The 14,402-nt window shown below is 53.7% G+C and carries 11 protein-coding genes and 1 pseudogene; 3 read left to right on the top strand and 9 right to left on the bottom strand.

All coding sequences use genetic code 11. The features are described from left to right. Positions 1-20: 20 nt before the first annotated feature. The 6 genes from BLR63_RS26195 to BLR63_RS26165 form a co-directional block, all read right to left on the bottom strand. The gene (locus BLR63_RS26195) at positions 21-1,226 is read right to left on the bottom strand and encodes an XdhC family protein (protein ID WP_042946283.1); all 1,206 of its coding nucleotides are present in this window, start codon (positions 1,224-1,226) and stop codon (positions 21-23) included. A 13-nt stretch (positions 1,227-1,239) separates the two neighbouring features. Beyond that, complete coding sequence (locus BLR63_RS26190) at positions 1,240-2,460, bottom strand: cytochrome c (RefSeq protein WP_010562384.1); 1,221 nt, start codon at positions 2,458-2,460, stop codon at positions 1,240-1,242. 10 nt (positions 2,461-2,470) lie between these two features. Continuing rightward, positions 2,471-4,663 carry a xanthine dehydrogenase family protein molybdopterin-binding subunit gene (locus BLR63_RS26185; RefSeq protein ID WP_010562383.1) on the bottom strand — a complete coding sequence of 731 codons (2,193 nt, stop codon included), beginning with the start codon at positions 4,661-4,663 and terminating at the stop codon, positions 2,471-2,473. A gap of 1 nt (position 4,664) precedes the next feature. Continuing rightward, on the bottom strand, positions 4,665-5,126 hold the full coding sequence (locus BLR63_RS26180) for a (2Fe-2S)-binding protein (protein WP_010562382.1): 462 nt from the start codon (positions 5,124-5,126) through the stop codon (positions 4,665-4,667). Positions 5,127-5,588: 462 nt separating this feature from the next. Beyond that, the gene (locus BLR63_RS26170) at positions 5,589-6,623 is read right to left on the bottom strand and encodes an NADP-dependent oxidoreductase (RefSeq protein ID WP_010562380.1); all 1,035 of its coding nucleotides are present in this window, start codon (positions 6,621-6,623) and stop codon (positions 5,589-5,591) included. 119 nt (positions 6,624-6,742) lie between these two features. Then, the gene (locus tag BLR63_RS26165; protein WP_010562379.1) at positions 6,743-7,336 is read right to left on the bottom strand and encodes a TetR/AcrR family transcriptional regulator; all 594 of its coding nucleotides are present in this window, start codon (positions 7,334-7,336) and stop codon (positions 6,743-6,745) included. A 403-nt stretch (positions 7,337-7,739) separates the two neighbouring features. On the opposite strand from BLR63_RS26165, the gene BLR63_RS26160 reads away from it, so the two are divergent. Both BLR63_RS26160 and BLR63_RS32015 read left to right on the top strand, forming a co-directional pair. Continuing rightward, the gene (locus BLR63_RS26160) at positions 7,740-8,369 is read left to right on the top strand and encodes a glutathione S-transferase family protein (RefSeq protein WP_010562378.1); all 630 of its coding nucleotides are present in this window, start codon (positions 7,740-7,742) and stop codon (positions 8,367-8,369) included. A gap of 433 nt (positions 8,370-8,802) precedes the next feature. Further along, positions 8,803-8,958, top strand: a pseudogene (locus tag BLR63_RS32015) (IS5/IS1182 family transposase); the annotation flags it as partial. A gap of 222 nt (positions 8,959-9,180) precedes the next feature. On the opposite strand, the gene BLR63_RS26155 reads toward BLR63_RS32015, so the two are convergent. Further along, complete coding sequence (locus BLR63_RS26155) at positions 9,181-9,588, bottom strand: carboxymuconolactone decarboxylase family protein (RefSeq protein ID WP_010562376.1); 408 nt, start codon at positions 9,586-9,588, stop codon at positions 9,181-9,183. A 290-nt stretch (positions 9,589-9,878) separates the two neighbouring features. On the opposite strand from BLR63_RS26155, the gene BLR63_RS26150 reads away from it, so the two are divergent. Then, positions 9,879-10,502 carry a TetR/AcrR family transcriptional regulator gene (locus tag BLR63_RS26150; RefSeq protein ID WP_010562375.1) on the top strand — a complete coding sequence of 208 codons (624 nt, stop codon included), beginning with the start codon at positions 9,879-9,881 and terminating at the stop codon, positions 10,500-10,502. A gap of 412 nt (positions 10,503-10,914) precedes the next feature. On the opposite strand, the gene BLR63_RS26145 is transcribed toward BLR63_RS26150, so the two are convergent. Both BLR63_RS26145 and BLR63_RS26140 read right to left on the bottom strand, forming a co-directional pair. Then, entirely contained in the window at positions 10,915-12,555 is a 1,641-nt protein-coding gene (locus BLR63_RS26145) for an MFS transporter (RefSeq protein WP_130926026.1), read from the bottom strand. Further along, the gene (locus BLR63_RS26140) at positions 12,552-13,604 is read right to left on the bottom strand and encodes an HlyD family secretion protein (protein ID WP_010562373.1); all 1,053 of its coding nucleotides are present in this window, start codon (positions 13,602-13,604) and stop codon (positions 12,552-12,554) included. The genes BLR63_RS26145 and BLR63_RS26140 overlap by 4 nt, the downstream gene beginning before the upstream one ends. Positions 13,605-14,402: the final 798 nt, after the last annotated feature.

Raw genomic sequence — 14,402 nt, 5'->3', positions numbered from 1 at the left:
GTTCCTCGGTTGATCAGTCGTCAAGGCTGCACGGCGAACCGCCGATAAGCCTCTGCAGCAAAAGCGATTTCGGTTTCGGTCTCGCTAGCGATCAGCACTGGGTCGCTATCATGGATACTCGCGGACCTGAAACGCAGGCTGCCACCATTGCGGCCATTGAGCACCGCCTGAATTTCCGCCAGCATCGCCATAGCCACGCTTTCCGGAGTGTCGCCGCCCAGGTCCAGGCCAATCGGATAATGCAAACACGCCAGCCCCGGCAACTCGCCCTGCTGCTCGTGGATACCGGCCAGCAGGCGCTCGGTGCGCTCACGCGGGCCCAACTGCCCTACATAACAGGGCTCACTGTGCAACACTCCCTGCAGCCAGTGCGCGTCTTGCACCAAGCTGTGAGTCATCACCGCCACCGCTGCGCCGCGTACAAGTTCACGGTAGGCGAAAGGTTGCTCAACATCGCCAACCAGCACCTGGTCAGCGTCGGGAAAACGCTCTGCTCGGGCAAAGTGTGACCGCCCATCGATGATTGTCACATGCCAGCCCAAGAGCTTGGCCATGCGCACCAGCGGCTGGGCATCATGGCCCGCACCAAACACTACCAAACGCCGCACGGGCGGCAGGTACTCCATAAGCACTTCAATCTTGCCGGTGCCATTCGGGTAAAGATATCGGGATGACTTTCCACGCACCAAGGTCTGTTGGAGATCAATCCTGATCTGCTCAGCCAGCGCCGACTGCAGCAACTCGCCCTCGGCGCTTTGTCCTGACACTAATAACAGGCGATCACCTAACCGGTGTGAACCATCAGCCGAGCTGGCGATCACCGTGGCGATGGCCGCCGGTTGCTGGGTGTCGCGAACGCCAAGCAACGCAGTAATCAACGCGCAAGGTCCACTGGCAGGCAGCCGCTCGAACAATACGTGAACCTTACCGTTGCAGCCCAGCCCGAAACTCAGCGCTTCCTCACTGCCCTCATCCGCCTCGGAGGTGCTGTAGCTACGCAGTGCAGGCCCAGCTTCAGTTAACCACCAGGCTTTTCTGGCGACTTCCGCCTCCAGGCAGCCACCACTGATGGTCCCCTCGGGCCTGCCGAAGCGCGAGACTAGCATCCGCGCTCCTGGTCGCCGATACGCAGAGCCGTCGACTTTTACCACGGTCGCAAGCACCGCTTCTCGGCCAGCATTGCGCTCCGCCAGGAGTACATCCAGCAGTGGAATCAGACCAGACATGAGGCACCTCGGCTCAATGAAGGGACTCAGTACGGCGCTTGGCCACAGCTTGCTCCGATACCTGCGCACCAGTCTCGCCAAAGCGTTTCAGTACGAAGCTGCTCAGCGCAGCCAATTCCTGGTCGGAGTAAATGGTCCCGAACGACGGCATGCGTCGATCTACCCGAGTGTCGGTCGAACCATGCCCATTTAGCAGGACGCCCAGCAAGTTACTGGCGGCAGGATCGTTGACCGTCTTTAGACCCCGTAGCATGGCCGTCTGACTCTGGTTTCCGGTCCCGTCCCAGCGGTGACAACTAGAACAGGCTTCGGCGAACAGTTTGTTGCCAAGGGCATTGTCGCCCCCCTGCGGTGCAAGCTTAGCCTTCTGGGGACGAGCCACACCTTCGCTGCGCGCCGGTGAGTCCTTGAGATAAACGGCGATCGCGTGACGATCGGCGTCGGTCAGATGGCTCAGACTGTGCTCCACCACCTCCGCCATCGGCCCGGTGGACAACCCGAATCCTGGCGCTGCGCCGTCTTTCAAGTAACGCGCCAGCACGTCCGTGGGCCAGGCACCGACGCCATTTATCGGGTCAGAGCTGATGTTGTAAGCGTTCCAACCCTGTATCAGGTTACCGGCAAGCGAACGGTCTTTGCTGACAGCTTGGAACAGGTTCCGAGGCGAATGGCACTCACCACAGTGGCCAGGACCTTCCACTAGGTATTTGCCTCGATTCCACTCGCTAGAGTGCTGGGCCTCGGTTTGAAATTGCTTGTCGTCCAGGAACAGCATATTCCAGAAAAACATCCCCCAACGCTGATTGAACGGGAAGTTCAGCTGGTTCTCTTGAGCCACCTGCTCGATTGGCTCCAGGCTATCGAGATAGCTTTTGATGGCCAGGATGTCGTCACGCGACATCTTGCTGTAGGACGTATAAGGGAATGCTGGATAGTAGTGTTTGCCATCGCGCCCCACGCCGGTTCGCAGCGCGCTAACGAACTCATCATCAGTCCAGGCTCCGATGCCAGTTTGCTTATCTGGAGTGATATTGGGCGAAAAAAGCGAGCCGAATGGCAGCTTAAATTCGACACCACCGGTGAAGGGTTTACCACCGGGCACGGTATGGCAAGCCACGCAATTTGCAGCGCGCGCAAGATACTCGCCCCTGGCAAGTAAGTCCTCCTGCGCATACGCAAACTGCGCCACCAGGAATCCGCTAGCGAGCAATAGCCAACTTGTTATCAAATTCACGAGTAACTCCTCAAACCGGATAATAGCCAGCACGGCTAAGTGGTAACCGACGAATGCGCGTACCGGAAGCAGCGTAGAGAGCGTTAACCAAAGCTGGACCGATCAGCGCAGTACCGGCTTCCCCGACTCCGCCCGGTGCTTCCAGGCTAGGCAGCAGGTGCACCTCAACTGCTGGCGCCTCACTTATGCGCAGCTGCCGATAGTTGTGGAAGTTGGTCTGCTGAACCTGACCGTTCTCGATAAGAATTTCGTTGAACAACGAAGCAGACAGACCGAATAATGTCCCACCTTCAACCTGCGCCAAGACCGACGTCGGGTTAGTCGCGAAGCCGCAGTCCACAACACTGATCAAGCGTTTAATGCGCAAGCCAAATTCACCCTGCATCTCAAGCTCAACGAGAGTTGCTACATAGCTGCCAAACACCGAACTTACTGCCACACCCCGACCCTGCCCAGCAGGTAAAGACTGGTACCAGTCACTCTTCTCAGCAAGTAAGCGCAGCACCGCCTGGGCACGTGGCTGGTCCGCCAACAGCTCCAAACGGTAGACCACCGGGTCGGCCTTGGCATTGTGCGCCAGCTCATCAATAAAACACTCCAGGGCATAGGTCCCCCGCAGAGGGCCCACGCCTCGCCACCAGGACACGGGCACGACACTCGGCTCCTGGCGGATATAGCGAACCTGCAAATGCGGCAGGCGGTAGATGGGTTCCACCGCGACTTCAACGGCATCGGCATCCACGCCGCTGGGAGGCAAGCTGCCGGCATAGCGGGCGAGAATCGAGGCACCAGCGATACGGTGTTCCCAGCCCAGCGGACGCCCCTGCTTATCGAGGGCGGCTTGCATACGATCGGCATAGAGCGGCCGATACAGGTCGTGGGTCATGTCCTCCTCACGGCTCCAGACCAGCTTGATCGGGTAATCGACCTGACGCGCGATGGCCACTGCTTGGGTGATGAAGTCGAACTCCAGACGCCGGCCAAATGCCCCACCGATCAATTGATTGTGCACCTGGATTTTTTCCAAGGGCAGCCCGGTGACTTGGGCGGCCGTCTGTTGGGCGAAGACCGGCACTTGGGTGCCCACCCATAGCTCGCACGCATCTTTACGCACATGGGCCACGCAGCTCATGGGCTCAAGCGGCGAATGCGACAACAGCGCTTGCTCGTAAACGGCCTCGAACTGGCTGGAAGATCCCTGTTTGGCTTGCTCAATATCGCCTGTGCGCTTAGCGACCACGCCATCACGGCTACTTGCGGCTAGCAGCTCCTGGTCCAGTTGCTTTGATCCGATAGTAGCGTTCGACCCAAGTTCCCACTCGATCTTTAACGCTTTGATGGCCTGCTGGCAGGCCCAAAAGTTACTTGCGGTAACGGCCACGGCATTGTCCAAACGCACGATGTCGCGAACCCCTAACACCCGTCGCGCCTCAGTTTCATCAACCGAACGCAGCCGTCCGCCATACACCGGACAGGTGATGCTGGAGGCCACCAGCATCCCGGGGATTTGCAGGTCAATGGTAAAACGCGCCTTGCCGTTGACCTTCGCGGGCGTGTCCAGGCGTTGCGCGGGAGTGCCCAACAGCTTGAACTGCTCGGGGGTTTTCAGCGGCACCGCGTCGGGCAACGGCAGCGTCGCAGCGGCCTCGACCAAATCGCCGTAGTCAGCCTGCAGGCCTTTGGGGCCAAACACCTGGCCATTCTGCGCATGACACAGGCTCGGCGCGACGCGCCATTGCAGCGCTGCCGCCTGAATCAACAGAATGCGCGCTGTAGCGCCCGCCCGACGCAGCGGCTCCCAGGTGTAACGGGTAGAGGTCGAGCCACCAGTGGCCTGAAACTGAAGCAAGGTATCGGTATACAGTGCGGAGTTCGGTGGGGCCTCCTGGATTACTACCTTATCCAAATCGACCTCAAGCTCCTCCGCCACCATCATTGCTATACCAGTTTGCGCGCCCTGACCCATTTCAATCTTCGGCGAGATCACCGTGACCACGCCATCTGGGCCCACCCGCACAAAGGCCCCGAACCCCTCAGCGGAGCGATCACCCAGCCGGCCTAAGGCAGCAGCCTCGGAGGCAGCGCTTTTGGACACCAACGGCGGTAGCCAGGTACTCAACACCAAGCCGCCGACCGCGATACCGCTGCCTTGCAAGAGACGGCGACGGGACATATCAACATTCATTTCGATTGTCTTCTTCATCTCACGCCTCCTCTACACGGCCAACACTGTGGATGGCTGTGCGAATACGGGTGTAGGTGGCGCAGCGACAAAGATTGCCTGCCATTGCAGCATCAATCGCCTGATCGTCTGGCGCGGGCTGGCTCTGCAGCAGAGCAGTGGCCGCCATGATCTGCCCTGACTGACAGTAACCGCATTGCACCACCTCATGCGCCAGCCAAGCCTGTTGAACGGCTTGACCGACAGCAGTCTCACCGATGGCTTCAATGGTGGTGATTGAGCGGCCCGTCAAAGCAGCAACAGGGGTCACGCACGAACGTATCGGCTGACCATCAAGATGCACGGTGCAAACGCCACACTGAGCAATACCACAGCCGTATTTTGTCCCGGTGAGGCCAAGCACATCGCGTAAGACCCAAAGCAGAGGCATATCCTGCGGCACGTCGACTTGGTGCGACTGTCCATTGATGATTAGCGTTTGCATCTTCATTCCTCATACTAGTATTTTTAATGCTGACAACCTTAGTTATCGCTTTAATCATGTGGGTGCGGTATGGGAAACAGGCCAAAACAGCCTCATACGTTCACGAATTAATCCGCCTTAAACGGGCAACCAACCACCCGGCCAGCGGAAAGGAGACAAGCTGGGTGATTGGTACCAATACCAGCACCTCCACCAATACCATTACTGGGAAACTCAAATCACGGGTCAGCGGGGCTAATATACTCAGCACCAACAAAAGCGTTGGGTAAAGCCCCAAGCAGCCAACCAGTACACGCCAGAACGCGGCGTTTATTTGATGCGAGCGCTTACTGCGTGCGTGCATAATCCCCCCACAGGCATTACTTGTACTTAGTGGCCTGGATCTTTTTAAATAAAAAAGCCCTACCAGCAAGGAGCTTGAGCTGGCAGAGCAAAAAACACTGTCATTCCAACAACAGGCAATCAGTCTTCACTTACCCGAACCACTAGCTTGCCAAAATTACGCCCCTCTAGCAGGCCGATAAAGGCCTTAGGCGCCTCCTCTAGACCACTCACCAATTCTTCACGATACTTAATCCGGCCCTGCGCAAACCAGCTTGACATATCGTTAAAGAATTCGTCGTAGCGGTGCGCGTAATCATCAAAAATAATGAAGCCTTGGACTTTAATACGCTTACGCAGAATAGCCCCCATCAAGGCAGGCGAGCGATCTGGCCCGTCGGGTAAAGCGGTATCGTTGTAGTGCGCAATAATTCCGCAGACCGGCACTCGGGCCTTGGCATTGAGCAGCGGCAGCACAGCATCGAAGACTTTTCCACCGACATTCTCGAAGTAAATGTCGATACCCGACGGGCAGGCCTTGGCCAGTTGCTCGGCGAAGTCCGGCGCTCGATGATCGAGGCAGGCGTCGAAACCTAGCACCTCGACAGCATGCCGGCACTTTTCCGCCCCTCCGGCCACACCGACCACGTGACAGCCCTTGATCTTGCCGATTTGCCCGACAGTCGCACCGACCGGCCCGGTAGCAGCCGCCACCACCAGCGTTTCACCCGCCTGCGGCCGACCAATATCCAGTAAGCCCATGTATGCGGTGAAGCCTGGCATTCCAAATATGCCCAATGCATAAGACGGCTGCGCTGGCGAATCGCCCAAAGGGGTCAGGTCGCTGCCATCAGACAGCGCATAGTCCTGCCAACCACTAAAAGACAGCACCCAGTCATTCACTTTATAGGCATGATGCTTTGAGGCAACCACACGACATACAGTGCCCCCCACCATTACTCCGCCCACTTCGACAGGAGGGGCATAGGACGGCGCATCACTCATGCGACCACGCATGTAAGGGTCTAGCGATAGATAGATAGTACGCAGAAGTACCTGCCCCTCTGCGGGTTCAGGAATTGGACCTTGTTCAATAAGAAAATTCGCTTCGACAGGCGCACCATGTGGACGCGATGCCAGAACAACGCTTCGATTGATTTGCTTTGATTGAGACATCTTCACACTCCTTGGATGGCGGGGAAAAACAACCGCATCAACGGAAAAATTAGACCAGTCTGCTATTTTTCACATAAAAAAGCCACCCTACCGAGGCGGGAGGGTGGGCGATCTCGTAATCACGCCTCCTCAGGGACCAGCATCATCAGAGTAGTAGCCATGGCATTTTCTAGCGACCGACTGTTACGGTGCAGCTTGCTCAGCAGGCTTGCACCAAGCCAAAGCTGGTATAGCGCCAAGGCCGTTCGGTAAGCATCACCTTGCGGCAAAGAACCGTCTAGTTGACCCTGCTCAAGACAGCCAGAAATACGTTCAATTATCTGATCTGTTCCGTCACGGAGAGTGAGGCGCATAACCTCCGAAAGATCTGCAACCTCAGCGCTCAGTTTAACTACAAGACACTTTTGCTCATCGCAGGGCTTACAATAGCTTTCAAGCCATTTCTGCCAATATCCCATAAGCCGCTCACGGGCTGTATTGCCGGTAGCGGCAAATCGTTCATCCATGTTCGCCAGATAATTGCGAAAGTAATCCTCGAGCAAGCACTGCCCGTACTGCTCCTTGGATTTGAAGTAATGATAGAACGAACCTTTTGGCACACTTGCGGCTTGCAGAATCTCGTTAAGCCCAACACCCGTGAACCCCTTAACCACCATCATTCGGTGACCCGTATCGAGCAAATGTTGGCGCGTATCATCGTAACGTGGTTTCATCAGTGCAAGCTACCATAAAATAGACCAGTCGTCTATGTGAGTTTTTTGCTCCAGAGATTGTAGCAATTGTTGATGGCCGCCGCAGGTCTAAACACCAACCCACGCTCGGCATCCTCATAGCGCCGCAGTACACGCAAAGAACCAATCCTAAGCCTCCCAAAGCTCCTTGGATTTCTGTGGGCGCACTCCTCTCTCGCTAGAAGACAAGCATCGAGATGCAGATCTCAAAGGACTCGGAGCGGACCGTAAGTGCTATCGGAGCATTCAGCCCACCAGAATAGTAGACTGGTCGCATATTGACAGATACAATTTCTTGCCTACTCGTTGCGAGTCCGCAAATTACCTATCGATAGCCTCAGACAATGCACATTTCCCTTACCGAGATCACTCAGAAGGCGTAAAAATGATGATAAAACTTCACCACCTCAATGACTCCAGGTCGTTTCGTATTCTGTGGCTGCTGGAAGAAATAGGCCAACCATATGAAATTATTCGGTATCAGCGTGATAAAAAAACACATCTAGCCCCCGAGACACTGAGGGGCATTCACCCCCTAGGCAAATCTCCAGTTATCGAGCTTGATGGAAAAATAATTGCGGAGTCAGGCGCGATCGCAGAAATCCTGATAAAAAAATTTGCACCTCATTTAGCACCAACAGAAAGCTCTGCAGAATACCTTGACTACTTACAATGGATCCATTTCTCAGAAAGCTCGGCAATGCTTCCGTTCTTACTGAAAATATTTAATGAGTTTGAAACACAATCTGGAACCGAACTAAAATTCCTTAACAACTACGCCGAAGCTGAATTCAATAAAGTTTTTTCCTATCTAAACAACCACTTGAATAACAAAAAGTTTTTAATCGAGGAGAGACTCACAGGAGCAGACTTCATGCTAGGATTTGTGGTAAAAGGCGCGCTCAACCTGCTCAAATCCAAGAGCGAATTTCCACATATTGAAAACTACATTAAAAACCTTGAAAACCAGAAAAGTTACAAGCTAGCGCTGAATATAGACGCGAAGCGAGTTTAGCTTTTTAACAAATAGCTGTGGCAGACTCTCAAACTGCCATGGCTCTCACCATCATGAAGCTAAGACCACCAAAGCTGACATCCTTCAAGTGACGGAACACTGGAGTGATGATCAACCTGCTTAAAAGCTTGTCAGTAACCGGGCTTAAAAATTTACTCGGCTAACGATGAATACGGCTGTTACGTCAGAGCCAGACCGGGCGTCGCTTCGCAGCTACACAATAGCAAGCACAGGCTTACATGTTGGAGCTTATTGAAAAATGACCCAAGAAAGATTTATGTTTTTGTGCCCCAGTAGCAGTGGATAAGCTTGGCAGTAGTATCCCCACTGAAGTCGCATCGACACCCACTGCAGGTAGGCATGCGATTCAGAGCGACGTATATAACGAGCCTACAGAAGCGACCGGTAAAGTAATGTTGAATAAGTTCTAACACCCTTTCCAATGATCAATAGCCAGTTCAGTTTTGTGAAAACACGCTTCCCTAGCCTGGCAAAGGACACGGCACATCTGGCGACGCGATTTGCAATGTCGAATCTGTGGATGGCATTCCGACATTTAGCGAGCGATACAGGAGAGGTGTGCCTGTAATATAGGGAATAGCCGCCGTGAGGCTCTCACGGCGGCTAATAAAGATAGGAATGAGTGAGTGATCTGAGCGTTTTGGATCAAATCGGCACTTTCAAAATTGGAGGCAGCCGAATTTTACAAAAAAATATGGCTACCTCAGACCACCCCTAGCCGGGCCTTCCAAACATCGCAGAGCCTTTTTTTATTCTCGAGCTCCCTACTAAAAAAGCAACAGATAACACTTTAAGCATCGAGCACTGCAAATACTTCTCCAGCAGACTGAATCGCCGCTAGTGCAGCAGGAACTCCGGCAGCTATACCTATTTGGATAATTGTGTCAATAATTTCCTGACGCGAAACACCGGCACGCAAGGCTGAGCCAATTCGCAGTTTCAGAATGGGAGCAGCAGTTGCTCCTAGCGCAACACATCCAGCTACCATAATGAGTTCTCTGGTACGCAGATCTAACGAACTCTGCCCATAGACATCGGCAAATTCCCACTCCATAACAAATCGGCCTATAGCAGGAGCAAGGTCCTTTAGCCCGTCCAAGAATTCACTAGAACGCAGCCCAGTGATCTCCTCAAACGCCGCCTGGCCAGCAAGGAAACGCTGATCGTTGACTGATACAGTTTCGGGGGCTTTAGCCATTACAGAAATCCTCCTAATTGATTTGAAATGCGCTTCAGTTTGTCCTCAACGCGAATAATTACCGGATGGTAATTATAGGGCAAAAAATCAACCGATCAACAGTTATTTACCAATCAGTAATTAGTGAGCGTGGTGCGACATTTCACTGCAAAGCGTCCCACCTTGTTTACCAAGCGATTGTCTATCGTTATGCTGAAAGCATGATCAGATCACCACAATCGAAACGCAAATGTGCCCCCACCGAGACGATCGACGACTCCTCGAGGCCAACGCCAAACAAACGCAAACGCATGCCCCCCCAAGAGCGTGAGAGGGAGATTATTGAAGAGGCGGTACGCTTTTTCGCCGAGGTCGGATTCGAAGGTACCCTACGCGAGTTAGCCGAACGCCTTGGAATCACACACCAGAACCTGTTTCGTTATTTCGCAACGAAAGAGGCGTTGATAGATAGAGTGTACCAAGAGGTCTACCTTAGCCGCTGGCAACCTGAATGGGAGGCAATGCTAAAGCAGCCTGGAAAGACCTTGGAAGCGCGATTAATCGACTTTTACAAGGCATATTTGCCTGCGATCTTTCGATATGACTGGGTTAGGATTTTTATTTTTGCAGGACTCAAGGGCGTCGACATCAGTCAACGTTATCTTTCCCTAATCCAGACCAAAGTGATCGAACCAGTGGCGATGGAATTACGTGAGCTTTCCTGCGAAAAGCCGCCCGGTGAGACCTTATCGTCGGCTGAGCTTGAAGTTGCATGGGGATTACATGGTGAATTATTTTATCTTGCCCAACGTCGCTGGGTATATGACATGACAGTTCCGGAAGATCTGGATCGCTTTATCGAAATATCTATCATTCGCTTCCTGCATGGAGCACCTGCTGCCATGCAGGCATTGACGCGCGACGGAGCTAACTAAAAGTTGCGACGCCAGCTCACACGATTAAATCGTCCCGCTCACGCGCACCGCCAATCACTCCGACGGCTCCTATAACAGTACCGTCGCAAAGCAACTGTATTCGCCAAGAATATATCGCAACTGCCCCCCTCCCCGTGCGAACTATTTATAGCGAAGAGCAGTCCGTCTGACTGAATATATCGAGCCAGATCTAAAGGGCTAATACCGAACTCACCAATCCGGATATGCGCGATTAAATCCCCTCCAGCGTCCTCCACCGCAATCCTCATCGGCTGACTGATTCGCTCAGTCTTAAATTGCGCCGTCGCAATAGACTAAAGGGCATTATTCAGACTCAACATCAATGAAGTCCTTTGAGTATGGATACCATTAAATATCATACACTCTGGCGGGAGTGCTAATAAGATGGTACTCAAGCGTGGCGGACATTAGAACTGGGATGTCCCGATCCGTAGGGCATCATAAATGCCGCCAACACTGCACCTATTAATGTAACCACAGCGATCGCTGCCAAGGTATCGGCATGCGCCAAAATCTGAGATTGAAGCCGCACATTACTAGCTAGTAGATGCAATGCCTGTTCCGTCGCCTGATCACTGCCGCTGGACCGCATACTGACTGCCGAGATAAGGGCATCCAGCCTCGCTGAAACAGCGGCCGAGGATGTGCTCACATGATCCATAAGTACATTAGATCGGGTTTGCTCACGTACTCGATCCAAAGTGCTAACCCAAGCCAAACCCGCCGTACCGCAGATACTGCGCATAACATTGAATGCCATAGCAGCATGCAATCCCTCGCGCGGCAAAAGATCGCCAACATACAAATACAGCAGTGGCAACAAGATCAGGGGCAGCCCTAAGCCCTGCAATATCTGCCCAATGCGCAACTCACCGCCCTCCCATGAGCCGTCGATGTTCAAGCTGTCATGCAGAGCACCCGTGGCGACCAATACGCCCCCCAATACAAGTAAACGACGGGGACCTCCCAACCATTTCCTATCCAAGCACACTACCGCGCCCGCAAAACTAATCAATTGCGGCCAGCCTGCATCCCACAGTACCGCTCCCAATTCGCGCGGATGATAGCTGTGTATCTGTATAAGGAATTGGGGAATCACATAGCTGCAACCTGTCACGGCGACACTGAAAGGCAAAATTCCCAAAATGCCCAGTACTATATTGCGTCTCGACAGCAGTTCTACATTTAGCAGGCGATCATGCCTCACTCTGACCACGTGATATATAAATCCGCATATGGCAACCGTACCGGCGAATAGCAACACTCTAATTGGGGTTGCCTGTAACCAATCAAGCCGATTACCCTGATCGAAAGCACAGGCGAGCATGCCAAGCCCGCCAACGAACAGGAGCATTCCAAACCGATCCATATGAAGCAAAGGCCGCAAACGCAGTCTTTCGCGCGGCAGACCATAGAAACCCGCGATCAATGCGAATATGCCAGGCAGTAGGTTTGCGAGAAACAGTGCGCGCCATCCCCAGTGGTCGAGCAGCCAGCCTGTGATTGCAGCGGCCAACTGCGGGGCCAGAGTCGAGGCGGAGGTATACAGTGCCAAAGCAAGAGCACGATGCCTAGCCGGTAGAGTTCGCAATAGCGCAACTATCGCCATCGGTAATAGGACCCCGCCGGCCATACCCTGTGCAAAGCGAACGATGACCTGAGCAGCATAAGGAGGGCTGAACGCCATTAATACCGAGGTAGCCATAAAGAGCAACGTTGCCCCTAACAACACCCGTCGAAGTGATAACGCAGTTGCCAACCAGCAGCCAATCACCACGCCGACGACATCTCCAGCGGCATAAGCTGAAGAAAGCAAAGTACCTTCGTCAACCCCCAGGCCTAAACCACCCCGTACATCGGCAAATCCCAGCACAACGTATCGGGCACCGAGCACGGTCATCCAGGCTGCAGCAATAGCGGCCACGCAGGCCGAAAAACGCCGACGATCCCATCGAATCAAAGATCCGGGAAAAAGTCGCGACTTCAGCCGACTATTCACTTCTGATACGGCAGGGCCTAAAGAGTCACTCACACCCGCCCTCGCAGCCAGCCGGTTAACCAATCAATAAAATTTCCTGAACTCAGTCCGGTTGATGTGTGAATGGTCGTAGTAACGGACATACCCGGGAGCAGAGAGGACTGCGAATCCTGACTCGGGTCAAGTGTGATCTTCACCGGAAAACGCTGAACTACCTTAGTGAAATTACCTGTCGCATTGTCGGCTGGAAGCAAAGCAAACTGCGCCCCGCTGGCAGGCTGAAGACTGTCAACCTTACCTTCGAATGCTTGGCCAGGCAGACTGTCAACCAAAATAGTAACGCGCTGTCCTGGGCGTATATGCGTTATCTCGCTTTCCCTAAAATTTGCGACCACCCAAACATGTGGCAGCGGAACTACATCGGCGATCAGCGTTCCGGTGCGCACATACATACCAGGACGCACATGACGCTCGCCAATGACGCCATCAACCGGAGACGTGATACGTGTCCAGCCAAGATCTATATTGCGCAGATTCAGACTCGACTGTGCAGCCTGAAGATTGGCTCTCGCCTTGTTTATACTCGCATTGCTCATTTTCTCCCGCTGTTGCGCCGCCATCCACTCGGCGCGCCTCTGGGCAAGATTAGCGCTCAAACGCTTAACGTCTGCATCAATACCATCAACCTGCTGGCGAGACACCGATCCACTTGGCAGTAAAGCATGATAGCGACTGTGATCAGCAACTGCGCGATCCAACTCAGCCTGTAAAGCCCGTAAGGATGCCGCAGCCGCTTCTACTTGAATCTGTTGATATTGCTTTTGGCTGCGAGATTCGACCAGCGCGGCAGCGGCTAAATCAGCCTTAGCCTGAGCTTCGGCAACCTTTTCTCGATAATCAGTATCCTGCACTAATGCCAACAAATCGCCAGAGCGCACTCTCTGATTGTCGCGGATCGGCACATCCACGAGATATCCTTCAACGTGTGATACTAGCGGGGTCAGATCGGCCCGGACGTAGGCATCATCAGTAGTCACACTATCCCTGTAAGGAATCGGGTACCAGACTGCCACCGCAGAAGCGAACAGCACGGACGATGCCATAGCAAAGCGCCTTGACATTCGCACTCTGGTTGTAACAAGCGGCCAACCCACTATTAACGCCCATCTACTTTTTATTCTGCGACGAGATCTGCACGTCGCATCCCCACTTTTTGCCGCAGATTGTCGGAGCATCTACAACCACCATTAATTACCATTTGGTAATTATAGGTCTTGAGATCGGCAAGTCAACCCAAGTTCAGTTACCGCAAGCACCAGCTGTTACCGATCGAAATCACATCCGAAAATATTTCAGATCTATTTCACCTCCGTGAACGCCCCACGGTATCGACTGCTGTCGGGGATTTGGCGTGCTCACTTTTGGCTCAGCACGCTCATCACTGGAGAGGATCTGCGTATGTATGGACACGCGAAAAATTCAGGCGCTGGACAGCGCTGAGTCGTTACCTGAACGACGGCACGGTGCCGATAGGCAACACACGACTGTAGACGGCTAGGACATAAGAATTGGTTTTGTGTGTCACGAAGGAGAAGTCATGACGGCATGAAAATGGTGGCGTGACAATCCATGTTCCAAAATGGATGGAGGTCGGCCCTCCGGTCAGGGCGTACAGGCGCACTGACCAAACGACCCGATGCTGCGAGCATGTTCAGCATGCTGGTGGTGAGCGATTCGGGTAAAGGCAGAGAAACTACTGTCACGTAAGGCTCAGGTAGTTGAACGCAAGTGAACTGACTGATGAAGCGACGAAATCTTAGCTGGTGTCAAAACGGGCTTGTAAAGCCGGGCCCCGAGAAGTGCAGAGGACACCTGTCTACCGACTGCACGGCACCCGTTGT

The sequence above is a fragment of the Pseudomonas extremaustralis genome, assembly GCF_900102035.1.
Classification (GTDB): domain Bacteria; phylum Pseudomonadota; class Gammaproteobacteria; order Pseudomonadales; family Pseudomonadaceae; genus Aquipseudomonas; species Aquipseudomonas extremaustralis.
This window is presented reverse-complemented; position numbering and strand designations above follow the sequence as displayed.